This is a genomic window from Promicromonospora sp. NPDC057488 (assembly GCF_042802395.1).
Classification (GTDB): Bacteria; Actinomycetota; Actinomycetes; order Actinomycetales; family Cellulomonadaceae; genus Promicromonospora.
In genome coordinates this window covers 55,187-80,824 of the sequence record NZ_JBHVEG010000006.1, presented here as the reverse complement: position 1 = coordinate 80,824, position 25,638 = coordinate 55,187, and the positions used below count along the sequence as shown (strand labels likewise).

Here is a 25,638-nt window from a genome sequence, read left to right as displayed (position 1 = left end):
CTCTGAGGCGACTCAGAGCGAAGAAACTTAGGCCTCGAAGGGGAGGGGTACCCGGGGGAGATCCCGGAGCTAGCCCAGGTCGCGGAGCAGCACGTTCTCGAACACCGCGCTCACCGCCGGCGCCGCGCCGCCGCCCGCGTAGATCCCGATCGCCGGGTCCGTGTCGGCCGGGAGCGTCCACGTGGCCCCGAACCGCCAGTGCTCCCCGTCGCGCGACGTCGCCGACCGGTACTTGTGCTCACCGGTGGCCGGGTCCGTCGTGTGGAACAACCGCAGGTGCATGGTGTCGGCCACCGGCCCGGAGACGAAGCCGCCGAACCGCACGGCGCCGTCGGCCGTGAGCTCCTTGCCGAACTCGACCTGCCGCGTCCGGCCGATCGCCACCGAGCCGAGCCGCAGGAAGTCGTCGTCGCCCGCGTGCACCATGAGCCCCGCCTGCTGGAAGTTGCGCACCGTGTCCTCGCCCAGCGGCAGGCGCACCGTGGCCTCCAGCACGTAGTCGCCGTCGGGCGCGTCGCGCAGCAGCACCGGCGCGTCGTTCCGGGTGCCGACGAGGTCGTGGCCGGTCAGCGGCCAGGTCAGTGCGCCGTCCGCGATGCTGACCGCTGCGGGCGAGTGCTGCCAGCGCCAGCCGGCGTCCAGGTCGCCGTCGAACTCCTCGGCGAACGTGACCGCACCGGCCTGCGGCTCGGCCACGCGCTCCGTCACCGGCTCGTGCGCGGCGACGACGGTCAGGTTGTCGAGCTGCGCCTCGGCGCCGTCGGCCACGAGGCGCACCGGCGCCTTGCGGGGCAGCGGCGTCCGCGGCTCGAACCGCGCCTCGGCGTCCACGTCGCCCAGGCCGCTGGACGACAGCCGCGCGGCGACCACGCCGTCGCGCGCCTCGACGCTCAGCACGTGCCAGCCGGTCAGGTCCGCGTTCGCGGGCAGCGCCGTCCGCACCTGGTCGCGCCCCTGCCCGACGACGAGCTCGCGCTCCCGGGCGTCCAGCCGCACCGACACCGCGGCCGGTCCGGCGCCGCCGACCCGCACCGTGAACGAGGCGTCGGCGTCGGGCAGGCGGACGTCCGTCTCGACCCGCACGTCCCGCGGCGCGGGCGCCGTCTGCACGACGGCGGCGTGCCGCCGGTCCGGGACCAGGCGCGCGATCGACCCGGCGTCGCCGGACTCGTCCGTGCCCCGGACGAGACTGCCCGTGATCCGCCGCAGCGCATGCCCGGAGGCCGGGTCGGCACTCACGATGCCCAGCTCGCTCGCGGCCACGGGCGCGGTCTGCGCGCCCTCGCTCGGGCCCGCGCCCGCGTTGACCACGGGCCAGCCGTCGATCCAGTCCAGCCGGTCCAGCAGGGTGGGCCGGCGGTTCACGCCGCCGGGCTCGTTCAGCCACGCGTTGTCGCGGTCGATGCCGTGGTAGAGCATCCAGTCCTGCCCGGACACGTCGGAGAACACCGCGTGGTGCCCGACGCCGATCCACTTGTTGCCGTTCTGCGCCACCACGAGGGTGCCGCCCACGCGGGACTCGTTCATGCCCACGCCCTCGTGGTCCGTGAACGGGCCGAGCGGCGAGCGCGACCGGCCCGTGTACACGCTGTACCCGGTCACCGGGCCGGAGCAGCAGTTGGCCGACGACCCCATGAGGTAGTACCAGCCGTCGCGCTTGACCACGAACGCGCCCTCGTAGCGGTCCGCGACGGTCACGCGGGTGGGCTCGCCGACGGCGCGGGTGCCCGTCTCGTCGAGCTCCGTGACCCAGATGCCGCCGTTGAAGCCGCCGAAGTACAGGTAGCGCGAGCCGTCGTCGTCGGCGAACAGGGCCGGGTCGATGGTGTTGAGGTAGCCGCCGCCGGGTGCGGGGCGCGGGTCCAGGACCGGGCCGCCGGAGTCGGTCCAGGGGCCGGTCGGGGTGGGCGCGGTGGCCACGCCGATCGTGTAGTCCCAGGCGTCGGGGTTCGCCGCCGTGTCGGTGACCGTGTAGTACATGACGTACTGGCCGTCGACGTACCGGATGTCGGGCGCCCAGAAGTAGGAGGCGTCCGCGGCCCAGGCCGGCTTGTTCTCGTCGTCGAAGATGGTGCCCACGTACTCCCAGCTCGCCAGGTCGCGGGACTTCGCCACGTGCATGTTGCCGAACGGGCCGCCGGTGACCAGCGGGTCGCTCGTCGCGTACAGGTACCACCAGCCGTCCTTGCCGCGGATCACCGCGGGGTCGGCGTAGGTGTCCGAGAACGGGTCGGTGATCGGGTTGGTGTAGGTGGTGCCCGACGGCGGTGGTGCGGTCTGGCCGGTGGCGGGCGGGGCCACGGCGCCGGCGACCAGCGCGGCGGTGGCGAGGACGGCTACGAGCCGGATCTCCATGGTTACGAGTCCCTTCGGGCGGCTGCGCGCCACGTCCTCGATGACGTGGCCGTCGCTCCTTTACAACGGATAACCACGCGAGAAGTTACAACGGATAACCTGCGGTCGGCAAGGCGTGGTCTAGCCTGGGCCGGTGAGGGTCACGCTGCGCGACGTCGCGGAACGCGCCGGGGTCTCGTTCAAGACCGTGTCGAACGTGATCAACGGGCACCCGAACGTGCGGCCCGAGACCCGCGAGCGCGTCGAGTCCGCCATCGCCGAGCTGCGCTACCGCCCCAACACCTCGGCCCGGAGCCTGCGGCACGGGCGGGCGGGGTTCCTGGCGATCGCGCTGCCGGAGCTCACCTCGCCGTACTTCGCCGGGCTGGCCTCCGAGCTGGCCGCGGCGGCCCGGGCCGTGGGGCAGTCGGTGCTCATCGAGGAGACGTCGGGCGACCTGGCGGGGGAGCGCGCGGTGCTTGACGGCCTGCCGAGCCACCTGGTCGACGGCGTCTTCTTCAGCCCGCTGGTCACGCCGGTCGCGGAGGTCGTGGAGCGCCGCGACGGCACACCGCTGGTGCTGCTGGGGGAGTACGGCGAGCCGGCGGGCGTGGACCACGTGGGCGTGGACAACGTGGCGGCGGCCCGCGACGTCACCCGGCACCTCCTGGACCTGGGCCGACGTCGGATCGCGGGGATCGGCCTGCAGAGCGGCGCCGGCACGGGGCGGCTGCGCGGCGAGGGCTACCTGGCCGCGCTCGCCGAGGCCGGCGTGCCCGCCGACCCGGACCTCGTGGTCGAGTGCACCGACTACCACCGCGCCAGCGGGGCCGACGCGGTGGCGCAGCTGCTCGCCCGCGGCGTCGAGGTCGACGCGGTGTTCTGCTTCAACGACCTGATGGCCCTGGGTGCGCTGCGCGCCCTGCACGAGCACGGGCTGCGGGTGCCCGACGACGTGGCCGTCGCCGGGTTCGACGGGATCGAGGACGGGCAGTTCTCCGTGCCGTCGCTGACCACGGTGACCCCTGACCTGCCCCTGCTCGCCGCGGAGGCGGTGCGGCTGGTGATGCGGCGCATCGCCGAGCCGGACGCCCCGGCCGAGCACGTGGTGGTGCCCCACCGGGTCACTGCCCGGGAGAGCACCGGCGGTGGCCCGCACAGGCCGCCGTCCGCGGCCTAGACTCTGTGCAGATCTGCTTGCCCCAGCGACGTGAGGATCGAGAAATGACCGAAGAGTGCACGCACCTGGACCAGGTCGCGGTCCTCGAGCCCGAGAGCAGGGAGGGCTGCCCCGAGTGCCTCGCCGTCGGCGGCACCTGGGTGCACCTGCGCAGCTGCCTGGTGTGCGGGCAGGTGGGCTGCTGCGACTCGTCCCCGGCCAAGCACGCCACGGCGCACTTCAAGGCCTCCGCCCACCCGCTCATGCGGTCCGTCGAGCCGGGCGAGGGCTGGGGCTACTGCTACACCGACGACGCGATGATCTCGTCCACCACCCTGGGCACCCACAAGTACTGACGGCACCACCGGCCGTCCGGAGGAAACCATGAAGTCAGGCCTGATCGTGCTGGGCGTCGTCCTCGTGCTGATGGGCGCCGTGTTCACCGTGCAGGGGCTCGGCTACCTCGCAGGCAGCCCGATGACGGGCGTGACCCTGTGGGCGATCGTCGGCCCGGTGCTCGCCCTCGTCGGGGTGGTCGTCATCGTGGCGGCTGCCCGCCGGGGGCACTCCGGCCACAGCGGCTGAGCTGGGTTCAGCAGGCTCCAGGGAGCCGTAACCAGAGGGGTAACGGTCTCCTGGAGCCTGCTGAACCTTGGTCAGTCCCGGGGGAGCACCTCCAGGGCCGTCAGGGCGGCGTCGTCCTGCCGCCACGTCGTGGTCAGCGCCACGTAGCGGGCCGTGCGGTCCACGTCGACGACGCCGGAGCGGCTCACCGTCCCCACGTAGGTGAACGTGAGCCCGTCGTCGCTCACCGAGACCACCGCCGACGGCGCCCGCCCGTGGGCCCACCGGGCCACCACCGTGCCGATCTCCTGGGGTGCGCCCAGGTCGGTCACCATCCGCCCGTCCGGGCCCGGCACCCACGCGGTGCTCGGGTCCCCGTCCACGGCGGCCGACGGCGACGTCATGCCCTCGGGCAGCACCGACGCCGGGAACGTGAGCGTGCTCAGCGCGAGGTCGGCCACGGGGAACGGCGTCCCGGCCGGGAACCGCACCGTCGTGCCGCGCGGCGACGCGGCCGCCGGACGCGACGTGCCGGTCTCGGCATGCCGCACGGTCACCGCGCCCCGGCCCGTCACCGTGAACGTGCGGGCATCGCCGGTGGTGACCGTGACGCCCTCCGGCGTCCTCCCGCGCGGGCCCGCCACGGTCGCGCGCGGCGCCAGCACCACGGCGTCGCCCGCCGGGATCGCCACCTCCAGGGCCGACGAGCGCGCCCCGATCGACTGCTCGCCCGCGAACACCGGCACCGCGCCGCTCGCGTCGCCGTGCGGCACCGTGACCGTCGTCGACACGTCCGCGCCCGTCAGGTTGAACGCCACCAGGTAGCCGTCGACCAGGCTGACCCGCACGCCCGCGGCATCCGCGGTCGGCACCGCCCGCTCCGCCTGGGCCGACGTCGCCGCGGCGTCACCCGGGACCATCTCCACCAGCCGCGGGCCGTCCGCGCCGTCCGCCAGCCGCACCACGTGCCGCGTCGCGTCCGCCCGCGAGACCGTGATCGGCGCGTCGCTGCCGCGCACCACGAACCCCGCGGAACCCTCCACGTTCAGCCAGGACCCGCCGCTCGACAGCAGCGGCTCCGAGGCGTCGAACGCGGCGGCGTCGTGCCAGGTCACGCCGTCGACCGACGTCTGCACCCGGTACCGCTCGCCCGCCGCCGACTCCCAGCCGAGCTGCACCCGGGCCACCTCCGTCGGCGCGCCCAGGTCCACCTGCACCCACGAGTCGGGGCGCGTCCGGTCCGCGCGCGAGACCGCCCAGCGGGTCGTCGCGCTGCCGTCGGTCACGGCGCTCGCGGACCGGCCCGTGTCGGCGCTGGACGCCGTCGCCGGGCGGCCGGCCGCGACGTCGTCGCCCGCAGGGTCGAAGGCGCGCAGGTGGTAGAGCGAGTAGCCGTACTGCGGGTGGCCCTGCACGCCCTGCATGCGCACGTACCGCGCGGTGACCGGGGCGGGCTCGGTCGCGTCCGGCGGCACGAGGTCCAGGGTGTCGAGGCGCGCCACGTTCACGTCGGCCGGGTCCGGCTCCGGTTCGGCGACGGTGGTGCTGCCCTCCGCCGTCGTGTACTCGCGGGAGCCGTCCAGGCCCGCGTAGCCGCCCATGGCCAGGTTGCGCACGGACAGGCTTGCGTCGTCCGGCCCGGCGCCCGACGACGCGTACACCGCGGCGCCGGTCGGCAGCGTGACCTGACCCGCGTACCCGTCGCCGATCCGGAAGACCGACGACGTGCCCTCGAAGCCGTCGCGCGGCTGCGTGTACGCGGTCACGTTGCGGTCGCTCACGGTCGCGCCGGAGTCGGGGTACAGGTACGACGACGAGCCCGAGGCGTAGAACAGCCACGAGTTGTGCTCCGGCACCCAGGGGAACTTGACGAAGCCCTTGCGGCTGACGGCGCCGGCCCACGAGTCCGGCGTCTGCTGCACCGTCAGGCCAGGCACGTCGCCGAAGTCGCGGACGCCGGACAGCCGCTCGAAGAAGACGTCCTGCGGTGTCGGCTCCACGGGGCCCTCGGCCGACCCGGCGGCCTCCACGTGCAGCAGGTACGAGATGGCGATCTCCGCGCGGGCCTCGGGCTCGTACTTGGGCTCGCCCGAGAACTTGGTGAGCCGGTCGACGGGCGCGTACGCCTGGTAGTCCGCCAGGGCCGCGGCGAGGTTGACCTCGGCGCGGGCGGCGTCGGGGTCGCGCAGCACCTGCGCGAGGAACGCCATCGGGATGACGTCGCGGCCGTACAGGAACTCGCGGTCCCGGACCATGGGCATGAAGGGCTCGCCCTGGTCGGACATGACGAGCTTGATGGACTCCCACAGCTCGGCCGAGTTGGGCTGCCGCGTCAGGATCTCGGGCAGCGGCTCGTCGCGCAGCAGGAAGTGGATCGCGTTGCGGGCGCCCGAACGCCACGAGTCGGACTGGTAGTGCGGCCCGAACGACTCGTGGTTCTCCACGATGTACGTGTCGTGGATGTTGTGCATCGTGTTCGACGAGACCGGCCTGCCCGCGACGACGGCGGGGTTGTTGCGGTCCGCCGTCGGCTGGCCTGCGGCGTTGCGGCCCCAGTCGGCGAGCTGCTCGGCCCAGCGGCCGGCGTCGGCGTCGTCGGGCGCCCAGGCGAGCCCGGGCGCGAGGGCCTGCGTGTAGACGCCGACCTCCTCCTGCGCGGTGTCGCCGCGGTACTTGCCCTCGGGCCACTCGGTGGTCCAGCTGCCCGACATGGGGTCGTCGGTGAAGTCGAGGTCGGCCGTGTACCGGGACTGGCCGGTGGCGATGGTGGTCAGGTTGGCCTGCGTCTGCGCGTCGAGCTGGTCCCAGAGCAGGGTGCCGGCCGCCAGGAAGTAGGACTGGAACGTCGAGTCCCAGAAGAGCTGCCGGCCCCAGGTGCCGGCGGGGTCCACGAGGCGGTTGGTCGCGGCGAAGTGCTCGATGGTCGCCAGGGTGTGCTCGCGCAGCGTGTCCTCGGAGACGCCGGCGAGCTCCGCGTCGTACTCGCCGTGCGTGAGCAGGACGGCGTTGCCGAGCACCACCGCGAAGTTCATGTCCTTGGCCTGGTAGACGCCGGCGGACTCGTCCCAGACGGTCTCGACCCAGCGGGTGTGCCGCAGGAGCGCCGCGTAGTAGTTCGCGGCGGTCGCGTCGGGGGCGCCGTACGCGCGGGGCTCGATGTTCGCGGGGTTGGTCCGCTGGCCGGCTGCCTGGGCCGGGGCGATCGCGACGGTGGCGAGCGGCAGGGCCAGGCACGCGACGGCGAGGCCGGCGATCGCCCTGCGGAACGGTCGCGCCCCGGGGTGGAGTCGGGTGCGGTGGGTGGGCATCGGTGCCTCCAGGGCTGACAGCGCTGTCACGGGTGTTCCGTCAGGAGGCTATCGCACGGGGTGGCGCGGGGGCCACGCTTTGATGAGGCTCATCAACAGCTGGCGGGGGTGCTCGGGGCGGGGCGGGGCGGGGCGCTCGGGGGGCCGGCCGGCGAACGTAGGCATTGTCGGCTCAAGAGCGCTCATGCGCCGACGGACCCTACGTTCGGTCCCTCATGGGTGCGGCATGCGTACCCCGGCGTCGCGCAGCTTCGCCTCCACCAGCGCACTCACCGGGCGTCCCGGCCGCTGACACCGGCGTGCCGTGCGGCCGGTCGGTTCGGTCAGCTCGAACGTAGTGTTCGTCGGCCGATGAGCGCTCAGAGCGCGACAAACCCTACGTTCGGCGACGGCCGCGCACTGCCGCCCGCGCTCTGCCGCCCGCGCCCTGACACTCACGCTCTGCCGGCAGGCCGCCTCCGCTCGAACGTAGGGTTCGTCGGCGTATGAGCGCTCATGCGCCGACGAACACTACGTTCGAGCGCCGGCGGCGGCGCGCAGCGCCCGGCGCGCGCCCCGGCTCACACCCCCCGGTCCGGGGCGCCCATCTCGCCCGTGGCCGGGATGCCGTCCGCCAGGCCGTAGCGCAGGTATACCGCGCCCTTCGGGGTGGACACCGGCGGTGCGAGCAGCGTCAGGTTGGCGGGCACCGCGCCGTCGTCGAACACCTTCTTGCCCACGCCCAGCACGATGGGGTGCACCCACAGGTCGAGGCGGTCGAAGAGCCGCTCGCGCAGCAGGGTCTGCACCAGGTTCACGCTGCCGACCACCCGGATGCTCTCGTGCCGGTCGCGGATCTCGCGGATCGCGGTGGGCAGGTCGGGGCCGAGCTGCGTGGAGCCGGCCCACGAGAGGTCGGGCGTGCCGCGCGAGGCCACGTACTTGGGCACGCGGTTGAACAGCTCGGCGATCTTGAAGTCCTCATCGCCCTCGTACTGCGGCCAGTAGCCGGCGAAGATGTCGTAGGTGCGCCGGCCCAGCAGCAGGGCGTCGGTGCCCTCGTAGGCCGCGTCGATCTGGGCGCCGGCGACGTCGTCGATCAGGGGCGCCTGCCAGCCGCCGAACGGGAAGCCGTCCGGGTCCTCCTCGGACCCGCCCGGCGCCTGCGCGACGAGGTCGAGGGTGGCGAACAGCTCGATCTGGATGATGCCCATGATGCTCTCCCGGCGGTTCGGTTTTCCCGGACGCGAGTTAGACCGGCGGGCGCGGGCAGAATCATCGCCCGGTCAGGGCTCGAGGTAGGTCGCGAGGTTCGTCAGGGACGACGTCATGCCCTCCGCGTGGTCACGGGCCCGGACGCCGTACGGCACGTCGCGCGCCACGATCTCGACGTCGGTGCCCTCGTCGACGGTGCGCAGGTTCCACTCCATCCGCATCGTGCCCTGGAACGCCGGGTCGTCGGAGGCGAAGTCGACGTCCGTCGCTATCTGCTCTCCCGGGACGAGCCGCGAGACGTGCACCTCGGACACGTCAGAGTCCGCGGAGGTCTTGCCGGGCGCGGCGGAGGCGTCGTCGTAGGTCAGCACCAGGCGGTACGAACCGCCCTCGCGCATGTCGAAGCTCTCGAACCGGCCGTGCATCCCCTGGGGCGGCAGCCACTCGACAAGCGCTTCGGGGTCGGTCAGGGCGGCGAACACCGTTGCCCGGTCGACATGGACGAGGAGGCTGGCGCGGTCTGTTCTGCCCATGCCCTCGACCATAGGGGCGGTGGGCCGGGTGTGCCCGGAATGAGCGGAACAATCGGGCATGGACGTCGGGGCCGCGGGTCGGCAGGATGCACACATCATTTTTCACCCGACGACCCGGAGGTTCCCGTGGCTGGCACGTCGACGACGAAGCCGCTGAGCGGCAAGCAGAAGCGCACCATCGCGGGCGGCGCGATCGGCACGCTCATGGAGTACTACGACTACTACCTGTACGGGCTGGCGTCGGCCGCGATCTTCCCGGCGGTGTTCTTCACCGGCGAGGACCCGATCGTCGCGCAGCTCTCGTCGTTCGCGACGTTCGCGGTGGGCTTCTTCCTGCGGCCGGTCGGCGGCCTGGTGTTCGGCCCCATCGGCGACCGCGTCGGCCGCAAGATGACGCTGCTGATCACCGTGGTCGGCATGGGCATCGCGACGGCGGGCATCGGCCTGATCCCCGCGGAGTCGTCGATCGGCATCGCCGCCCCGCTGCTGCTGATCTTCTTCCGCATGTGCCAGGGCTTCTTCGTCGGCGGCGAGATGGGCGGCGCGGCGACGCTCGTCGTCGAGCACGCGCCCGTGGGCAGGCGGGGCCTTTACGGCGCGTTCCTGATCAGCGGCGCCGGCATCGCGAACGTCGCCTCCGCCGGCCTGATGGCGGGCCTGGGGCTCGGCCCGGAGAGCTGGTTCCTGACGTGGGGCTGGCGCATCCCGTTCGTGCTGGGTCTCGTGCTCGCCATCGTCGCGGTGGTGCTGCGCAGCAAGCTCGAGGAGTCGGACGAGTTCAAGGACACCCAGAAGGCCCAGCAGGACGCCGGGGTGCGCCCCCACCCGATCGCCGAGGTCTTCCGGCACCCCAAGAACGCGATCATGGGCATCCTCATCGGCCTGCCGCAGAGCATCGCCGGGTACGTGGTGCTCACGTTCGGCATCGCGTACATGGTCAACCAGCAGCACATCCCGGCCTGGCAGGGGTTCGCCGGGACCATGATCGTCGGCCTGCTGCAGGTCTTCGTCGCCCCGGCGTACGGGTTGCTGTCCGACCGGATCGGCCGCCGCAAGGTCTACATCGCCGGCTGCGTCGGCTTCGCGCTGCTGGTGTGGCCCACGTTCCTGCTGTTCGGCACGAGCAACCTGATCCTGATCTGGGTCGGCATGATCCTGGGTTTCGTGATCCCCGGCGTGGCCATGCAGGCCACGCTGCAGACCATGCTGGCCGAGATGTTCGACCCGGAGGCCCGCACCACCGGCGTGAACATCGGGTACCAGATCTCCAACACCCTGGGCGGCGGGCTCGCGCCCTTCATCTGCACCGCTCTGGTCGCGGCGGTCGGCGGGGCGATCTGGCCCGTGGTCGTGTACTCCGCGGTGATCTGCCTGGTGGGGGCGGTCGCGACCGCGACGGCGAACATCAGCGCCGACGGTTCGCGGCTGCACGAGCTGAGGGTGGCGCCGCCGGCGACGTCGGGCAGGTAACGGGTTCGACGTGTCAGACCCACAGGTCACTCCCGGGACCTGTGGGTCTGACACGTTCGTAGCCGGTTGCCCCGGGTCAGGCGCGCGGGGACGATGGGCGGCATGACCGCAGCCCCGTCCCCGTCGCCTCGCCCGGCGTGCACCGCCAACCTGGTCCTCGCCGCGCTCGGCCTCGTGGGGCTGGTGCTGCTGGGCGCCGCAGTTTGGGTCAGCTCCCGGCCGATCACCTACGGCTGGTTCGCGTACGCGCCGCTGTCGGACTCGACGTACGTCCCGGCCCCCGCCTTCGTCCCGGGCGGGCCGGGTCTGCCGGTGCTGCTCGCGACGGGCGGCGCGCTCGCCCTCGGCGCGGTGGCGGGCTACGTCGTCGGACGGCGGGGTCGCCTCGCCGCGAGCCGGGTCGCCGACGACGGCGCCGGGCCGGGCGACGTCGGCCGGTAGCTTCCCGGGCGCTCGCTCCGTGACCGGCGTCACCTCTTGCGCCGGGCATAAAACATGGCATTGCTTTGCTATACATCGCACGACCGACAAGATGAGGAGCAGGGCAATGACTGTGAAGCTGGTACACCCCGAAGGCGTCAACCGGGTCGACGTCCACCACCAGGTGGCCGACACGCAGGGTTCGCGCACCATCTACCTGGCCGGGCAGGTGTCGTGGGACACCGAGGGCAACCTCGTGGGCCGCGACGACGTCGCCGCCCAGGCCGAGCAGGCCTACCTGAACATCGCCGCCGCGCTCGACGCCGTCGGGGCCACGGTGGCCGACCTGGCCAAGGTCACCGTCTACATCGTCGACCTCGACGAGGAGAAGGCGGGGCAGTTCGTGGTCGGCCGCGAGCGGGCGGCCGCCAAGCTGGGCGCGGAGTTCCAGCAGCCGAGCACCTGGATCGGCGTCACCGCGCTGGCCGCGCCGGGCTACGTCGTCGAGGTGGATGCCATCGCCGTCCTGCCCTGAGGCGGGCGCAGCGCCGCCCAGCCGGCCTCGACCGAGCGCCGGCACGCCGCGGGATCGTCGCCGGCGGCGACGATCACCGCGGTGAGCAGGGGGATGCCCGAGGCGAGGGTGCGCCGTGAGGTGACCCGGCTGACGACGAGCGACACGATCCCGTGGCTGACCGTCCACACCTCGTTGGCGAGCAGCACGGGGTCTAGGTCCTCGCGGATCCGGCCCGCCTCGCGGCAGCGGCGCGCGGCCCGGACCAGGTACTGGAGGGTCGCCTCCGCGGCCTCGACGTCCTCCAGCTCGACGGTCGCGTCGAACATGACCCGGTAGAGGTCGGGATGTTCGAGGGCGTTGACGACGTAGGCGGCGACGCCCGCGACGAGGTCCTCGACGGGATCGTCCGGGACGGTGAGTGTCTCGAACCGGGCCGCCAGCCGCGTGAAGCCCTCCTGGCGTAGCGCGCGCCAGACGCCGTCCATGCCGCCGAAGTAGGTGTAGACGGCCATGGTCGAGACGCCGGTGCCCTCGACGAGGGACCGGAGCGTGATGGGCTCGCGCTCGCGCAGCATCCGGGCCGCGCGCTCGAGGAGCTGGGTGCGGACTGCTGGGTCCTTCTGCCTGGCCATGCCTGGGACCTTAGCATCGGCTTGCTATACAAACGGGCCGACGGCGGTGGGCTCAGCCGGGTGGGTCCTGATCCCGATGCTGGTCCTCGGGCCGGTCGGGGCCGCGGTCGCGGTCGGCGGGGCGCGGCGTCTCGAACGCGAGGGCTCCGCCGATGCCGACCCCGAGGGCCAGCCCGAACACGATCCCGGCGATGCCGAACTGCGGCACGAAGAGCGCGCCGAACACCGCGCCGACACCCAGCCCGAGCGCGATGCTCGAGCTCCAGCGCCTGTTCCGGGGGCGCGCCCACCAGCCGCGCGTGCTCCCGCCGCGTTCGCCCTGTCCGTCGTCGACCATGAGGCCAACATAGGCCGGGGCCGCGGCAGGGTCCCGCTCTTTCGGGGGAGGGCGAATCAGGCCGGCTCAGGCGGCGAGCCGTACCGGCATGAGGACTACGACGGCGTCCGGCCCGTGCAGCGCCGCCAGCCGGAGGGTGTCGCGCTCGCCCGCCGTCAGCAGCAGGTCGGCGTCGCCGAACGAGCGGACGGCGTCGGCGAGGTACTGCCGGTCGAACGCGACGGTGCCGCGCGCGTCGCCGATGTGGAGCTCGGCGGGGTCGAGGCCGAGCAGGACCAGGTCGCGCCGCCCGGTATCCGCCCCGCTCCTGGCTTCGACCCGTTCCAGGAGGTCAGGCGCCGTCACGGTGACGCCAGGGTCGGCCTCCTCCCGGGCGCCCCGGAACCCGTGCGCGGCGAGGACCGCCCCGTAGTCGGGGTAGAGCGCGTCGACCGGAGTCCCGTCCAGGCCGCCGAGCGTGACGAGGTCCGCGGTCAGGGACACGTCGACCGGCCCCGTGTCGCCGCCGTCGAGGAAGGCGTCCACGACGGCGACCGGCACGATGACGCGCACCGGCGGGCCCTCCACGCCGGTCACGGGCAGGGCGGAGACGGCCAGCCGGTGGCGGTCGGTGGCGACGAGCCGGAGAGCGGCGTCGCCGACGTCGAAGAGCACGCCGTGCAGCGCCGGCCAGCCCGCCTGCTCGCCGACGGCGTGCCGCACGGACCGGAGCGCGGAGCGCAGCGCGCCGGCGTCGACGGCGAGGCTGGTTGTCACCGCCAGGAGCTCGCGCGCCTCGGTGAGCTGGGCGGTTGCCTCCGCGAGCTCGGCCTCAAGCCGGCGCTGGTGGGCGTCGACCACCCGGCGCGCGGTGACCGGGTCGGCCGTGATGACGCGGCCGATGTCGGCCACCGGCATGCCGGTGCGGCGCATCCGGGCGACGAGCCGGGCTCGTTCGACCTGGTGCGGCGCGTACCGGCGGTAGCCCGTGGCCGGGTCCACGTGCGCGGGCCGGAGCAGGCCCGCGGCGTCGTAGTAGCGCAGGGCGCTGACGGGCAGGCCCGAGGCGCGCGCGAACGCGCCGACGGTCAGCAGCGGGACGTGGTGCACGGGTACAGCATCGACCCTCGACCCGGTCGAGGGTCCAGCCGGGCGGTCCAGCCAGGTCACGACGACGCCGCGCGGAGCCGGGTGGCCGCGAGCGCGCACACCCCGAGCGTGACGGCGCAGCAGCACAGGGCGGCACCCGGGGAGGTCCGCTCGGCCAGGGCGCCGAGCAGGTTGTTCGACACCACGACCGGCGCGAGCTGCGCCAGCGCGGTCCACGCCTGGACGCGGGCCAGGTGCGTGCGGGGCGCGCTGCCCAGCACGAACGGCGCCAGGTGCGCGACGGCGACGCCCGTCCCCGCCCCGACGACGGCGGCCGCGCCGGCGGTCAGGGCCGGCGCACCGTCGCCCGAGGATGCGACCAGGGCCACGCCCGCCGCCGCCACGGCCAGCCCCAGGGCCACGGCCCGCCCGGTCGCGCCCGTCGTCCCGGTCCGGGCCACGACGAGCGCGACGCCGATCGACCCCGCCGCCTGCGCGGCGACCACGAACCCGGTCGTGCCGGCGCCCCATCCCGACTCCCGCCCGAGCAGCGGCACGAGCAGCGCCGACACCGGCAGCACGACGGCGGCCACGGCGCCGGTCAGCACGAGCGCCCCCGCCAGGCCACGGGTCCGGGCGACCACGCGGGCGCCGTCGGACAGGGAGCGCCAGAACCGTTCCCGCGCCGGGCCGACGTCGCGCCGGGGCCGGAGCACGGCCACGACGACGAGCACGGCGGCGAAGCAGGCGGCGTCGGCGACCGCGATCACGGGCAGGCCCACGGTGGCGACCAGGACGCCGCCGAGCGGTGCGCCGGCGAGCAGCACGGCCTGGCCCAGACCCTGGCGCAGGGCCAGCGCGCGGGGGAGCGCGGCGTCGTCGACCAGGCGGCGGGGCATCGAACCGAGGGCGGGCAGGGAGAACGCCGAGACGACGCCGGAGGCCAGGCCTGCGGCGGCGAGGAGCCACGGCGTCGGACCGGTGGCGTCCAGACCGAAGGCGAGGGCGAGGCAGACCGCGATCATGACGGCCTCGGTGCACAGGAGCAGGCGCCGGGCGCCGACGCGGTCCGCGACGGAGCCGCCCACCAGCACCAGGATCAGCCGGGGCAGGCCGGACGCCGTCAGGACGAGCGCGGCCACCTGGCCTCCGTGCGACGCCGCGGCCCAGCCCAGGGCGAACCAGAGGACGGAGTCGCCGAGCTGGCTGAGGGTGCTCGCGGCGAGGAAGACGAGCCAGGTGCGGGGGAGCGGAGCGGGCATGGCTGGACCCTGGAGGGTCGAGCGGGTCGAGGGTCAACCCGCTCCCGCTGCGGCACCCGCCGCGCGACTACGATCGAGCGGTGCGACTGTTCGAGAACCTGACCGCCACGCAGGAACCCGCCTGGCCGGAGCTGGAGCGGCTCGTGGCCGAGGCCGCGGTCCCCGTCGAGGTCCTCGCGCCCGACGACGCGACCAGCCGGCGCACGCTCGAGCAGCTCCAGGTCACGACGAAGTCCTTTCTCGGCGCCGTCGTCGTGCATACGGGCGGGCTGCTGATCGATCACGGCTGGCTGCGCGTGTACGGGAGTCCGGCGCCGGACGTCTTCGGTCAGCAGCCGGGCGCTCGGCTGCCCGGGCTGGCCGCGATGAACGACTTCCCGCCGGCGCCCGTCGCCGACTGGTCCGCGGCGCCGGGGCTCGTCGTGGCCCACGACGTGCTCGGCGGGACCTTCGTGCTCAACGGGGGCGACCCTGCCGCCGTCGGGCGTCCCGGAAATCCCGGCGAGATGATCTACCTCGCGCCGGACACTCTCCAGTGGGAACGGTTGGAGGCCGGGCACGCGGCATGGCTCGCGTGGGTGCTCGACGGCGGCCTGGCCGAGTTCACGGAGGGCCTGCGCTGGGATGGCTGGGAGGCCGAGACCCGCGACCTGAGCGGCGACAGCGGCCTGAACTTCTTCCCGCCGCTCTGGACCAAGGAGGCGCACGAGAACCTCGCCGCCACCAGCAGGGCCGCGGTGCCGATGGCGGAGCTGGTGGGGCTCGCGCGGTCCACCGCCGCGGAGATCGACGGGGTCGACCTGGGAGCGCTGGGGAAGTTCAGTGACCGGGTCTGACCTGGGCTGACACGGTCACGTCGGCCAGTTGGGGCATCGCCATCGCGCGCCGTCCCACCCGACGAGGAACGGCACGGCGTGGGGGAGCGGCGCTCCCCACACGGAGCTGCCGAGCTCGCACAGGTGGCTCAGCGCGAGGGTCAGGCTGGCGACGTGGCCGATGACGGCGACCGTCTCGCCCGGGTGCTGTTCGGCGATGCGGCGCAGGGCGGTCGCGGTCCGGGCGAGGACCTCGTGGCCGGTCTCGCCGTCGGCGACCCGCTCGTCGAGGTGGCCGTCGACGACCCAGGCGCGGAGGACGTCGGCGGTGCGTGCGCGGACGGTCGGATCGCTGCTGCCCTCGTGCTGCCCGATGCCGATCTCGACGAGTCCGGGTATCGGCTGGACCTGGAGGTCGTGTGCCGCGGCGAGGGCTTGTGCGGTCTGGCGGGAGCGCAGGGCGGTGCTGGAGTAGACGTTGCTGACGGGCTCGCCGGCCAGGGTATGGGCGGCTCGGACGGCCTGCTGATGTCCGTGGGCCGTCAGCGGCGCGTTCGGCAGGGCGCCGGCGAGGGCTGCGGTGACGTTCTCGGACTCGGCGTGGCGCAGGCACCACAGCCGGACCGGGTTGCTCATGGTGCGTGTGCTCCCGCCTGTTTCGGGCGACTCCGGGTCTATTGTCGGGCGGGCGACGATCGCGCGCCCGGAATGCCGCGAGACCACTACTACCGGGAGCGATCGTGAGAACTGGAAGCACTGGGTCGGATGACCGGTCCTACGGCGGGGCTGCGGGCGAGGCCTTCGCGGCCAAGGCGGACCGTCCGGGCCTGAACGCGCTGCACGATCGGCCCGCGGTTCTTGACCTGATCGGCCCGGTCAGCGGCCAGCGGATCGTGGATCTGGGCTGCGGGGCGGGCCACTATGCGGCAGCGCTCGTAGGCGCAGGCGCGAGCGTCGTCGGAGTGGAAGGCAGCGAGTCGTTGGCCGCGCATGCCAGGGCTCGCCTGGCAGGGAGCGACGGGTCCTCGGTGGTTCGGCACAACCTCGAAGAGCCGATGCACTTCCTGGAGGACGAATCGATGGATGGGGCGCTGTGCGCGTTGGTCCTCCATCACATCTCCCGCCGAGCTGACTTCCTTGCTGAGGTCCGGCGGGTTCTCAGACCTGGTGGATGGCTGGTGGTCTCCAGCACGCATCCGACCGCGGACTGGGGCCGGTTCGGCGGTTCCTACTTCGAGGAGCGCTGGATCCGACGACAGATCGGGTCGCAGCCCGAGGAGACGATCGAGTACCAGCACATGACGACGAGCACGATCGTCAACGAGCTCTTGGCTGCCGGCTTCACGCTGGAGCGTATGGTCGAGCCGACGCCGTTGCCGGCTCTGAAGGACCTCGATCCGAAGAAGTACGAGGAGCTCAGCGCGGCGCCCGTCTTCCTCGCTCTGAGGTTGCACAAGTAGGCACGGACTACAAGCGGTGGTTCATCGCCCACCTGGCCGGAGCGCGCGCAGGTAGCGTCGTCGATAGATACGTTGAGCGACCAGGATCAACGGGAAGAGCCCACGCCACAGGCCCCGGCCGGCGTGGGTGAGGGAGCGCAGCGTGAGGCTCACGTTCCCGTCGTCGTCCCGGTGGACGATGAACGCTTCTTCGCCGGAGACGGGATGGCCGTCCAGGGTGCCGTAGGAGAGCGCGGCCCGGTTGCTGGTCGAGACCGTCGCGATGATCTCGACCGGCTCCCGTACGCGGAAGGGTCCGATCCGAGCGACGAGCCAGTAGCGCTCGCCTTGATGCGCGCTGCGTCCTGCTTCGAGCGCCGGTTCGACGGCGAATCCGCTGCGGGTCTTGATGCCCCAGGAGAGGACCGCTGTCGAGGCCGCGTCCCAGAGGTCGGTCCCGGAGCCGAGGCGGACCGTGTGCTCGTAGGCGCGCCATCCGTCGGGCGGCTGCCACCGTTCGTCCGCGGGGGTCGTGCTGCCGACGACGCTGTAGCCAAGGGCTCGGCGGTTCAAGGGGTGTTCCACGGCCCCATCAGATCACCCGCTCCTTCACCCGGCAGTCGCTTGTCCCCGTTCCGCTCCGCTCACTAGGTTCCCTGAGATGGCCGGGACGGAAAGCAGACCGAACAGCGAGTACGCCCGGCGAGGTCTCAGAGTCCTCCTGGTGGCCGCCGCCGTGGTCATCTACATGGCGATCGACCCCGGCTGGCCATTTCTGGTGAGCGTCGTGGTCTTCGTCGTCGTCGTTCCGGTGCTCGTGTGGCTTGCCGCGAGCGCTCTCTATCCGACGGTGGAATCGGGGCTACCTGTTCCGGTCGACCGCGGATCCAACCCCGGTTTCACCGTCTATCTCGATGCCGAACCGGCCGGAGGCACGCGAGGGCTGACCGAGCTGTTCCTGGTCACCCGGGGCGCGTCGGCGAAAGACGTCGAGAAGGCTGAACTGACGGCGGGTTCGCCGGTATTCGTTCATGTGGAAGAACGTGAGGCGCGAAAGCTGCTCAGCGAGCTGGACGAGGTCGGTATCGCTGCCCGCATCGAGCTGGAATCGGCCTGATGCGTCCGACGAAGAGACGGCTCATCGCCAACGGGCTCCTGCCCGCTGCCCTGGGCGTCCTGCTGCTGGTACCGGGCTGTTCGTTGGACAACTCCGACGAATGTGCCGCCGCGACTGCTGAACATGGCGCCGTCCTGATGAGCCAGGCGGTTAGTTTCGCCGGTGAGCAAGGCGACCCGGAGGTTGGCTGCGACGATACGGCGGGTCCGCCCGCCTACGCGGTATTCGATCTGAAGCAGCGTCCGGACGAGGCCGTTCTCGCCGACCACGGATGGCTGTGCGCCGAAAGAAATGACGACGAAGAACTTCCGGGTGTCGTGTGCAGCAAGTCAGCGGAGGGCGTCCCGCTCGAACTGACGACCGCCGAGTTCATGAACGGGCCGGTGGAGGTCTGGATCTACGCAGATCCTCCCCGGAGCGAATGAGCGGTCCCGCTCACTCGATCGCGACCCCGGTCTCCCTCTCTAACGCCTCCAGCAGCCGGTTCTGGAACCCCACGTCCAGCGCCGCCGAGTGCGGTTCCTGCAGCTCCTGGTGATACCAGTACCCGCCGGTCGTCAGCGCCTCGGGCTCGTCACTCGTCGCCAGCCACTCCTGCGTGCGGTGCCCCAGCTCCAGGTCGTCCGGCGCGCCGGCCCCGCCCATGCGGGTGGGTACCCACCCGGGGTCGACGGCGTTGCTCAGCACCCCCGGCCGCAGGCGCGCGACGGCGGCCGCCAGGGCCGTGACGTACAGCTTGCTGTCGCCGTACGAGCCCGGCTTCCGCCCCCGCCAGTCGACGCCGTCGAGCACCGGGCGGCCGCTGTGGTGCGAGCCGCTGCTCAGGTAGACCAGCCGGCGCGGGCCCGGTAGCAGGGCCGTGAGCAGGTACGGGGCCACGATGTTGACCGGCATGACCGCCCGGCCGTTCCACACCCCGGCGTTGTGGATCACCGCGTCCAGCTGGGCGTCGTCGGCCAGGCTCTCGGCGAGGTCGAGGACGGCGTCCCGCTCGCCGAGGTCGGCCACCACGAGATGGGCACCCCGGTCGACCAGCGGCCGCAGGGCCTCCGCCCGGTCCGGGTTGCGCGCGTGCACGACCACCTCGTGCCCCTCGGTCAGGAGCGCGTCGGCCGCGAGGCGGCCCAGCCCGTCGGCGGAACCCGTGACGAGGATCCGGTGCACGGTCGCAGAGTCCATGACCTCGATCGTAGGCCGCGGCCCGGTTCCCGGGACCGACACCAGCCCTCAGGTCTTGGTCCGGTAGATCCGCATCGCGATCGGCCCCAGCACCGCCGTCAGCACGACGGACGCGACCAGCACCCAGAGGATCGCCGAGCTGTCCGGGCTGCCCGCCATCAGGCTGCGCTCCGCGGTGACCAGGTGGCTCACGGGGTTCACCTCGACGAAGGCACGCAGGCCGGACGGCATGGTGGCCGGGTCGACGAACACGTTCGAGGCGAACGTCAGCGGCATCAGCACCAGCATCGAGATGCCCATGACGGCGTTCGGCGAGCGCACCAGCAGCCCCAGGATGATGAAGGTCCAGCTCAGTGCGAAGGCGAACACCAGCAGGAGCAGGACACCGAGCACCACGCCGGCGAGACCGCCATCGGGCCGGAAGCCCAGCAGCAGCCCCAGCGCGATGGTGATCACGGAGGCGATCGTGTAGCGCACGGTGTCGCCCAGCAACGCGCCGACCACGGGCGACGGCCGCCAGATGGGCAGGGAGCGGAACCGGTCGAAGACGCCCTTGGAGATGTCGTTGTTCAGCGTGTAGCCGGTGTAGATGGTCACGAAAAGGATGGTCTGCACCAGGATGCCCGGAAGCAGGAACTGCACGTACGCCTGCGTCGAGCCGGCCAGCGCCCCGCCGAACAGGTACGTGAACATCAGCGTGAAGATGACGGGGGAGACCAGCACGTCGAAGAGCTGCTCGGGCACGTGCTTGATCTTCAGCAGCGCGCGCCAGCCGAACGTCAGCGTGGTCCCGAGCGCGGACGGCCGGGTGGGGCGGTCGGTCAGGGCGACGGCGTCGCGCAGGGTCGTGGTGGTCATCACGGCACCTCGGTGGTCTCGCGGGGTCTGGTGTCGCGCTCCGGGGCCGGCTCCTCGTCGTCGGGCAGCGGCTGGCCGGTGAGGGCGAGGAAGACCTCGTCGAGGCTCGGCTGGCCGAGCGTGAACTCCGGCACGCTGATCCCGGCCTCGGTCAGGGCGGGCAGCAGGCGGGGGACGGCGTCCGCGCCGTCGTCCGGGACGCGGGCCGCGATGGCGTGCGGGTCGGAGTCGTAGGTGACCTGGGTGCCGAGCACGCGCTCGGTGATCTCGGCCGCCCGGGTGCGGTCGGTCACCTCGGCGAGGCGCAGGTGCACGGCCCCCTCGCCGACGGACCGCTTGAGCTCGCTCGACGTCCCCTCGGCGATGGTCCGGCCGTGGTCGACGACGGCGATGCGGTCCGCGAGCTGGTCGGCCTCGTCGAGGTACTGCGTGGTGAGCAGCACCGTGGCGCCGTCGTCCACGAGGACGCGGACGATGTCCCACACCTGGTTGCGGCTGCGCGGGTCGAGGCCGGTGGTCGGCTCGTCCAGGAACAGCACGCGCGGGGCCAGCACGAGCGACGCGGCGAGGTCGATGCGCCGGTGCATGCCGCCGGAGTAGGTCTTGACCTGCCGCGATCCGGCGTCGGCCAGGTCGAACGCCTCCAGCAGGCCCTGGACCCGGCGGCGGGCAGCGGCGGGCGTGAAGCCGTAGAGGCGGGCGAGCATGATGAGGTTCTCGGTGCCGGTCAGGTCCTCGTCCACGGACGCGTACTGCCCGGTGAGGCCGACGGCGGAGCGGACGGCGTCGGCGTCGCGCACCACGTCGTGGCCCAGGACGCTGGCCGTTCCGGCGTCGGGCCGCAGCAGGGTGGCGAGCATGCGGACGACGGTGGTCTTGCCGGCCCCGTTGGGGCCGAGCAGGCCGAACACGCTGCCCTCACCGATCGACAGGTCGATGCCGTCGACGGCCTTGGTGACGGACTTGCGGGTGGTGAAGTGCTTGACGAGGCCGCGGGCCTCGACGGCTGGCGAGTCGGACATGGGATCCTCCCGCTCGGCGGCAGGTCGGAGGTCAGCGCGACGACGACGCCGTGGCTCGCCCGATCCGTGCGGCCAGCTGGTCGGCCAGCGACCGCGCGCGGGCCAGCTCCTCGACGATCTTGCGGACCGCGTGGTCCGGGCCGACCGGATTGCGCGCGAGGCGGTCGGGCCAGGGTCCCGTGGGCGCCGACCGCGCGACGTCCGTCGTGGTGATCGGGTAGTTGCGCCGGATGCCGCCGGCGTCGACCAGGTCCATGGCGACCTTCCACGTGCGATTCATGCGTCGGTCCCCTCGCTCGGTGGTCACTTTCTCACCGTGCTCACCGGGTCGTGGTGAGCACCGATCCAGCGTCGTCGGCACTACCGCCGTCGGACCAGGGACCAAAGTCCCGCTCTCTCGGGGGCCAAGGCCATGTGGCCGCGGCGTCGATCGGTAACACACCAGGTCAGGGCGTGTTGCGGTACCTTCTGGGCCGTGGTCATGGATCCAAAGAGTTTGGCGGTCGGGGTTGCACAGGTCGCGTTGCGGGGAATCGGGCAGGCCGACGTCGCGGACATGCTCGGCGACGTGGCCGGCGTCGCCCGGCGGACCCCCGAGACGCTCGCGTACGAGCGGTTCCTGAGGGACGTCGAGACGAAGATCGCGACCCTGCGCCGGGGAGCGGTCACGTCGCACCCCGCCGAGTCGGGGGAGATCGACGCCGTCCTGGAGCAGGTCAGGACGCGCTTCGAGGCGCTGCTCACCGGCACCGACTCGGCGGTCGCGACGGCGCACCTGGAGCCGGACCGGTTCCGTGCGCTCGTGCGGGACGCGGCCGCGGCGGAGCGGGCCCAGTTCGGCGGCGTCGGTCCCCAGGTGTACGAGGACGCCCTGGCACACGTCACCGAGGCGTTCATCGCGTTCGCGCCGAACCTCCCGCAGTTCGCGACCGTGATGCTCACGGTGATCGCGGACGGCGTGGCCGGTGTACGGGGCGGCGTCGGGCGCCTGGAGGCGAACGACGCGCGTTTGGAGGGCAAGCTGGACTCGGTCCTGTCCGGTCTGCGCCAGGCGCCGGCTCGTACGGGGCCGGTCCGGACCGGCACGCTGCCTGGCCGGGCGCCGGAGTTCGTCGACACCGGGATCCTGGACCGGCTCACCGAGCAGGTCGCGCGGGGCGGGCAGGCGACCCTGGTGTCGCTGACCGGCCTGCGCGGCGTCGGCAAGACGCAGGTCGCTGCCGAGTTCGCGCGGCGCTGCATCAGCGACGGATGGCCGGTGATCGCGTGGGTGAACGCGGAGTCGCAGGAGTCCCTCACGACGGATCTGACCGTGCTGGCGAACGAGGTCGCCGGTGTGCGCGACGGCGAGACGACCGACGCCCTGCTGGGCAGGTGGCGGGCCGCATGGAACAGCGAACCCGACCCGCGGCGGCTCCTCGTGCTCGACAACCTGACCGACGCCGCGCACGTGCGCGGTCTGCTGCCCGACACCGGTGCGGCGACCGTGATCGTGACGACCTCGGACGCCTCGGCCGTGATCTCCCGGGACGTGCTCGACGTCGGGTCCTGGACGCCGGAGCAGGCGGTCAGCTACCTGCTCGCCTGGACCGGGCTCGACGACCCGGACGGCGCGCTGCGGGTCGCCGAGGAGGTGGGCTTCCTGCCGCTAGCGCTCGCGCAGGCCTCGTGGGTCATGGGCCAGCGGCGTCGCCGGAAGCCCGACTACGGCTTCGACGAGTACGTGGGCGAGCTCGACGAGATCGGGATCGACCGGGTCCTGACCGCCGAGCGGGGCGGGGAGTACCCGCTCAAGACCGCTCAGGCGATCGAGCTGTCGGTCCAGGCGACGCTCGAGGCGTGCGACGACGACGCCCCGGGGGCTGCCGTGCTCGGCGTCCTCGCGCACCTCGACCCCGCGGGCGTGCCCGTGGCCTGGCTCGACGTGCTCGACAAGGCGGCCGGTGGTCTCGACGTGGTCCTGGACGCGATGGAGGCCAGCGCCCTGGTCACGCCGTCGCAGGACGGCACGAGCATCGTGATGCACCGTCTCGTCGGGCGGCTGCTCCGCGACCGTCCCGGTACGGAGTGGGACGACGCGGGTGGGCACGTCGCCGACGTCCTGGGGAGCGTTGAGGCCGCGGGGGACTTCTGGGACCAGCGGCAGTGCTCGATGCTGCTCGGCAACCACGCCACCGCGGTCCTGGCGTACGCCGGCTCCGACGAGGTGGCCGAGCGGCTGATCGGTATCGCCATCTCGAGCGGCCACTCCCTGAACACGCTGCACCTGCTGCAGCCGGCGATCGCCCTTCTCGAACGGCTCGTCGTGACGGCCGAGGGCAGTCTGGGACCTGACCACCTGTTCACGCTCACCGCACGGGACAACCTCGCCGGCGCCTACGAGTCGGCCGGTGACCTGGGTCGGGCGGTTCCGATGTACGAGCAGAACCTCGCCGACAGCGAGCGGGTGCTGGGCCCCGACGACCCCGACACGCTCACGTCACGCAACAACCTGGCCTACGCCTACCAGGTCGTCGGTGACCTGCGACAGGCCGTCCCGTTGCTGGAGCGGACCCTCACCGACCGTGAGCGGCTCATGGGGCCCGACGACCCGGGCACCCTCCTGTCCCGCAACAATCTCGCCCACGCCTACCAGGCGCTCGGTGACCATGACCGCGCGGTCCCGCTGTACGAGCAGAATCTCGCCGACCGGGAGCGGGTGCTGGGCCCCGACGACCCCGACACCCTCGCGTCACGCAACAACCTCGCCTACGCCTATGACTCCGCGGGCGACCTGCCCCGGGCCGTCAAGCTGTACGAGGAGACCCTCGCCGACCGGGAGCGGGTGCTGGGACCCGACCACCCCGACACCCTGATGTCCCGCAACAACCTCGCCGGCGCCTACGACTCCGCGGGGGATCTGGCTCAGGCGGTCCCGCTGTACGAACAGACCCTCGCCGACGGCGAGCGGGTGCTGGGACCCGACCACCCGAGCACCCTGATCTCGCGGAACAACCTCGCCGGCGCGTACGTCACGTCGGGTGACCTGGGCCGAGGCGTGCCGCTGTACGAGCAGAACCTCGCCGACCGTGAGCGGGTGCTGGGGGCCGATCATCCGGACACGCTCATGTCGCTCGGCAACCTCGCGCACGCCTACGAGGCCGCGGGCGACCTGGACCGGGCCCTTCCCCTGTACGAGCGGGCGCTCGCCGACCGAGAGCGGGTGCTCGGGGCGGATCACCCGGACACGCTCACGTCGCGCGATCATCTGGCGCTCACGCTGTCCTCGGCGGGCCAGCATGCGCGCGCGGTGGAGCTCGCGACGACGAACTCGGGACTTTCGGCCGGACGGTTCGGGCCGACCGACGCGCGCGCCCTGGACGGGCTCGACACGCTCGGGTACGTGCAGGACGGTGCCGGGGAATCGGGTACTGCGAAGGAGACCTGGCTCGGGGCTCATGCGACCGCCGTTGAGTGTCTTGGGGACGAGCATGCGGTTACCCGGCTGTTGGCTGAGCGGCTGAGCCTGGGGTGACCCGGGGTCGTAGCTGGCGGGCGCCTGCGGCCGGGTACCTTGTCACGCAAGGAACTGCTATCGTGTGATGCATGATACCGACGTCGGACATGGTCCTGACGCAGTTCCGCAAGGGTGTCGTGGAGTACTGCGTCCTGGCCTGCCTGCGCTCCGGGCCGGCCTACGGGCTCGAGCTCGCCGAGCGCCTCGGCACGGACAGCACCCTGCTGACCAGCGAGGGAACGCTGTACCCGCTGCTGTCGCGCCTGCGTCAGCAGAACTGGGTCACCACCACCCAGGTGCCCTCCGCGGTGGGCCCTCCGCGCCGGTACTACGAGATCACCGACGAGGGCCGGGCGGCGCTCGACACCTTCACCGCCACCTGGTCCCGTTTCACGGCAGACGTCCGCACGACCTTGGAGTCCTGATGACCGCGACCCCCGACCTTCCTCCGCTCGTCGAGGCCTACCTCGCCGACCTGGACCGCGCCCTGGCGGGCGCCGACCCGCGTGAGCGCGCGGAGACCGTGGCGGCAGTGCGCGAGCATGCCGCCGAGCTGCTCGCACGGTACGGGAGCGACGACGAGGCAGCCCGCCGCGTGCTCGACGAGCTGGGCACCGTCGACGCCATCGCGGCCGAGGTGACGCCCGCCCCCGTGCCCGCCACCCCGGCCCGTCTGGCCCCGGCGCCGAAGACCGAGGCCACCGACGTGGTGCTGCCGATCCTCGCCGTCGTGCTCTGGCCGCTGGCTCCGGTCACCCTCGTGTGGGCGATCATCCGGCTGCGCGCCGGGGTGGGCACCCGCGGCCTGCAGTGGCTCACGATCGTGCTCAGCGCGATCCCCACGCTGGGCGGCATCGTGCTCCTCCTGCTGCACAGCCTGAACCTCCTCGGCCGGTGAGCGACGGACCGGGGGC

At 72.7% G+C, this 25,638-nt stretch carries 27 protein-coding genes; 13 read left to right on the top strand and 14 right to left on the bottom strand.

Features of this window, described 5'->3' with window-relative positions:
* Nucleotides 1-69 precede the first annotated feature (69 nt).
* Complete coding sequence (locus ACFU5G_RS02565; protein WP_377240482.1) at nucleotides 70-2,355, bottom strand: family 43 glycosylhydrolase; 2,286 nt, start codon at nucleotides 2,353-2,355, stop codon at nucleotides 70-72.
* A 133-nt stretch (nucleotides 2,356-2,488) separates the two neighbouring features.
* Between ACFU5G_RS02565 and ACFU5G_RS02560 the strand changes: the two genes are divergently transcribed.
* Genes ACFU5G_RS02560 through ACFU5G_RS02550 form a run of 3 tightly spaced genes read left to right on the top strand, consistent with a single transcriptional unit; the run spans nucleotide 2,489 to nucleotide 4,078 of the window.
* Nucleotides 2,489-3,514, top strand: a complete 1,026-nt coding sequence (locus ACFU5G_RS02560) for a LacI family DNA-binding transcriptional regulator (protein WP_377240480.1) — start codon at nucleotides 2,489-2,491, stop codon at nucleotides 3,512-3,514.
* A gap of 44 nt (nucleotides 3,515-3,558) precedes the next feature.
* Complete coding sequence (locus tag ACFU5G_RS02555) at nucleotides 3,559-3,849, top strand: UBP-type zinc finger domain-containing protein (protein ID WP_377240478.1); 291 nt, start codon at nucleotides 3,559-3,561, stop codon at nucleotides 3,847-3,849.
* A 28-nt stretch (nucleotides 3,850-3,877) separates the two neighbouring features.
* Nucleotides 3,878-4,078, top strand: coding sequence for a hypothetical protein (locus ACFU5G_RS02550; RefSeq protein WP_377240476.1), 201 nt, complete (start codon nucleotides 3,878-3,880; stop codon nucleotides 4,076-4,078).
* Between the two features lie 71 nt (nucleotides 4,079-4,149).
* Here the strand turns inward: ACFU5G_RS02550 and ACFU5G_RS02545 are convergent, their stop codons facing one another.
* From ACFU5G_RS02545 to ACFU5G_RS02535, 3 genes are all read right to left on the bottom strand, one after another.
* On the bottom strand, nucleotides 4,150-7,395 hold the full coding sequence (locus ACFU5G_RS02545; RefSeq protein ID WP_377240474.1) for a discoidin domain-containing protein: 3,246 nt from the start codon (nucleotides 7,393-7,395) through the stop codon (nucleotides 4,150-4,152).
* 530 nt (nucleotides 7,396-7,925) lie between these two features.
* Nucleotides 7,926-8,558 (bottom strand): dihydrofolate reductase family protein, encoded by a 633-nt coding sequence (locus tag ACFU5G_RS02540; RefSeq protein ID WP_377240472.1) that lies wholly within the window; start codon nucleotides 8,556-8,558, stop codon nucleotides 7,926-7,928.
* A gap of 72 nt (nucleotides 8,559-8,630) precedes the next feature.
* The gene (locus ACFU5G_RS02535) at nucleotides 8,631-9,092 is read right to left on the bottom strand and encodes an SRPBCC domain-containing protein (protein ID WP_377240470.1); all 462 of its coding nucleotides are present in this window, start codon (nucleotides 9,090-9,092) and stop codon (nucleotides 8,631-8,633) included.
* Nucleotides 9,093-9,218: 126 nt separating this feature from the next.
* Between ACFU5G_RS02535 and ACFU5G_RS02530 the strand changes: the two genes are divergently transcribed.
* The 3 genes from ACFU5G_RS02530 to ACFU5G_RS02520 all read left to right on the top strand — a co-directional run bounded on the left by ACFU5G_RS02530 (nucleotide 9,219) and on the right by ACFU5G_RS02520 (nucleotide 11,517).
* Nucleotides 9,219-10,562, top strand: coding sequence for an MFS transporter (locus ACFU5G_RS02530; protein WP_377240468.1), 1,344 nt, complete (start codon nucleotides 9,219-9,221; stop codon nucleotides 10,560-10,562).
* Between the two features lie 102 nt (nucleotides 10,563-10,664).
* A complete protein-coding gene (locus tag ACFU5G_RS02525; protein WP_377240466.1) occupies nucleotides 10,665-11,003 on the top strand; it encodes a hypothetical protein in 339 nt (112 codons plus the stop codon).
* A gap of 106 nt (nucleotides 11,004-11,109) precedes the next feature.
* Nucleotides 11,110-11,517: a RidA family protein gene (locus ACFU5G_RS02520; protein WP_377240464.1), complete on the top strand. Its 408-nt coding sequence runs from the start codon at nucleotides 11,110-11,112 to the stop codon at nucleotides 11,515-11,517.
* On the opposite strand, the gene ACFU5G_RS02515 is transcribed toward ACFU5G_RS02520, so the two are convergent.
* The 4 genes from ACFU5G_RS02515 to ACFU5G_RS02500 all read right to left on the bottom strand — a co-directional run bounded on the left by ACFU5G_RS02515 (nucleotide 11,478) and on the right by ACFU5G_RS02500 (nucleotide 14,798).
* The gene (locus ACFU5G_RS02515; RefSeq protein ID WP_377240462.1) at nucleotides 11,478-12,131 is read right to left on the bottom strand and encodes a TetR/AcrR family transcriptional regulator; all 654 of its coding nucleotides are present in this window, start codon (nucleotides 12,129-12,131) and stop codon (nucleotides 11,478-11,480) included. The two genes, ACFU5G_RS02520 and ACFU5G_RS02515, sit on opposite strands and share 40 nt — an antisense overlap.
* A gap of 52 nt (nucleotides 12,132-12,183) precedes the next feature.
* On the bottom strand, nucleotides 12,184-12,468 hold the full coding sequence (locus ACFU5G_RS02510) for a hypothetical protein (RefSeq protein WP_377240460.1): 285 nt from the start codon (nucleotides 12,466-12,468) through the stop codon (nucleotides 12,184-12,186).
* A 66-nt stretch (nucleotides 12,469-12,534) separates the two neighbouring features.
* Complete coding sequence (locus ACFU5G_RS02505; protein ID WP_377240458.1) at nucleotides 12,535-13,557, bottom strand: MerR family transcriptional regulator; 1,023 nt, start codon at nucleotides 13,555-13,557, stop codon at nucleotides 12,535-12,537.
* Between the two features lie 56 nt (nucleotides 13,558-13,613).
* Nucleotides 13,614-14,798, bottom strand: coding sequence for an MFS transporter (locus ACFU5G_RS02500; protein ID WP_377240456.1), 1,185 nt, complete (start codon nucleotides 14,796-14,798; stop codon nucleotides 13,614-13,616).
* 80 nt (nucleotides 14,799-14,878) lie between these two features.
* On the opposite strand from ACFU5G_RS02500, the gene ACFU5G_RS02495 reads away from it, so the two are divergent.
* Nucleotides 14,879-15,634 carry a DUF2625 family protein gene (locus ACFU5G_RS02495; protein ID WP_377240454.1) on the top strand — a complete coding sequence of 252 codons (756 nt, stop codon included), beginning with the start codon at nucleotides 14,879-14,881 and terminating at the stop codon, nucleotides 15,632-15,634.
* Between the two features lie 15 nt (nucleotides 15,635-15,649).
* On the opposite strand, the gene ACFU5G_RS02490 is transcribed toward ACFU5G_RS02495, so the two are convergent.
* Complete coding sequence (locus tag ACFU5G_RS02490; RefSeq protein WP_377240452.1) at nucleotides 15,650-16,249, bottom strand: histidine phosphatase family protein; 600 nt, start codon at nucleotides 16,247-16,249, stop codon at nucleotides 15,650-15,652.
* Nucleotides 16,250-16,353: 104 nt separating this feature from the next.
* Here ACFU5G_RS02490 and ACFU5G_RS02485 point away from each other — a divergent pair, with 104 nt between their 5' ends.
* Nucleotides 16,354-17,073, top strand: coding sequence for a class I SAM-dependent methyltransferase (locus ACFU5G_RS02485; protein ID WP_377240450.1), 720 nt, complete (start codon nucleotides 16,354-16,356; stop codon nucleotides 17,071-17,073).
* Between the two features lie 21 nt (nucleotides 17,074-17,094).
* Here ACFU5G_RS02485 and ACFU5G_RS02480 read toward each other — a convergent pair whose 3' ends face one another.
* Nucleotides 17,095-17,625 carry a DUF1990 family protein gene (locus ACFU5G_RS02480; protein WP_377240448.1) on the bottom strand — a complete coding sequence of 177 codons (531 nt, stop codon included), beginning with the start codon at nucleotides 17,623-17,625 and terminating at the stop codon, nucleotides 17,095-17,097.
* Between the two features lie 151 nt (nucleotides 17,626-17,776).
* Between ACFU5G_RS02480 and ACFU5G_RS02475 the strand changes: the two genes are divergently transcribed.
* Complete coding sequence (locus ACFU5G_RS02475; protein ID WP_377240446.1) at nucleotides 17,777-18,169, top strand: hypothetical protein; 393 nt, start codon at nucleotides 17,777-17,779, stop codon at nucleotides 18,167-18,169.
* Nucleotides 18,169-18,594: a hypothetical protein gene (locus tag ACFU5G_RS02470; protein ID WP_377240444.1), complete on the top strand. Its 426-nt coding sequence runs from the start codon at nucleotides 18,169-18,171 to the stop codon at nucleotides 18,592-18,594. Before ACFU5G_RS02475 ends, ACFU5G_RS02470 begins: the two co-directional genes overlap by 1 nt.
* Before the next feature lie 10 nt (nucleotides 18,595-18,604).
* Here ACFU5G_RS02470 and ACFU5G_RS02465 read toward each other — a convergent pair whose 3' ends face one another.
* The 4 genes from ACFU5G_RS02465 to ACFU5G_RS02450 are packed head-to-tail and all read right to left on the bottom strand — an operon-like array spanning nucleotide 18,605 to nucleotide 21,508.
* Nucleotides 18,605-19,348, bottom strand: a complete 744-nt coding sequence (locus ACFU5G_RS02465; RefSeq protein ID WP_377240442.1) for an SDR family NAD(P)-dependent oxidoreductase — start codon at nucleotides 19,346-19,348, stop codon at nucleotides 18,605-18,607.
* Nucleotides 19,349-19,396: 48 nt separating this feature from the next.
* Nucleotides 19,397-20,206 carry an ABC transporter permease gene (locus ACFU5G_RS02460; protein ID WP_377240440.1) on the bottom strand — a complete coding sequence of 270 codons (810 nt, stop codon included), beginning with the start codon at nucleotides 20,204-20,206 and terminating at the stop codon, nucleotides 19,397-19,399.
* On the bottom strand, nucleotides 20,206-21,228 hold the full coding sequence (locus tag ACFU5G_RS02455; protein ID WP_377240438.1) for an ATP-binding cassette domain-containing protein: 1,023 nt from the start codon (nucleotides 21,226-21,228) through the stop codon (nucleotides 20,206-20,208). The genes ACFU5G_RS02460 and ACFU5G_RS02455 overlap by 1 nt, the downstream gene beginning before the upstream one ends.
* Before the next feature lie 31 nt (nucleotides 21,229-21,259).
* On the bottom strand, nucleotides 21,260-21,508 hold the full coding sequence (locus ACFU5G_RS02450) for a hypothetical protein (protein ID WP_377240436.1): 249 nt from the start codon (nucleotides 21,506-21,508) through the stop codon (nucleotides 21,260-21,262).
* Nucleotides 21,509-21,640: 132 nt separating this feature from the next.
* Here ACFU5G_RS02450 and ACFU5G_RS02445 point away from each other — a divergent pair, with 132 nt between their 5' ends.
* From ACFU5G_RS02445 to ACFU5G_RS02435, 3 genes are all read left to right on the top strand, one after another.
* Nucleotides 21,641-24,742: a tetratricopeptide repeat protein gene (locus ACFU5G_RS02445; RefSeq protein WP_377240434.1), complete on the top strand. Its 3,102-nt coding sequence runs from the start codon at nucleotides 21,641-21,643 to the stop codon at nucleotides 24,740-24,742.
* Nucleotides 24,743-24,813: 71 nt separating this feature from the next.
* Nucleotides 24,814-25,149 carry a PadR family transcriptional regulator gene (locus tag ACFU5G_RS02440; RefSeq protein ID WP_246402166.1) on the top strand — a complete coding sequence of 112 codons (336 nt, stop codon included), beginning with the start codon at nucleotides 24,814-24,816 and terminating at the stop codon, nucleotides 25,147-25,149.
* Entirely contained in the window at nucleotides 25,149-25,622 is a 474-nt protein-coding gene (locus ACFU5G_RS02435) for an HAAS signaling domain-containing protein (RefSeq protein ID WP_377240432.1), read from the top strand. The genes ACFU5G_RS02440 and ACFU5G_RS02435 overlap by 1 nt, the downstream gene beginning before the upstream one ends.
* Nucleotides 25,623-25,638: the final 16 nt, after the last annotated feature.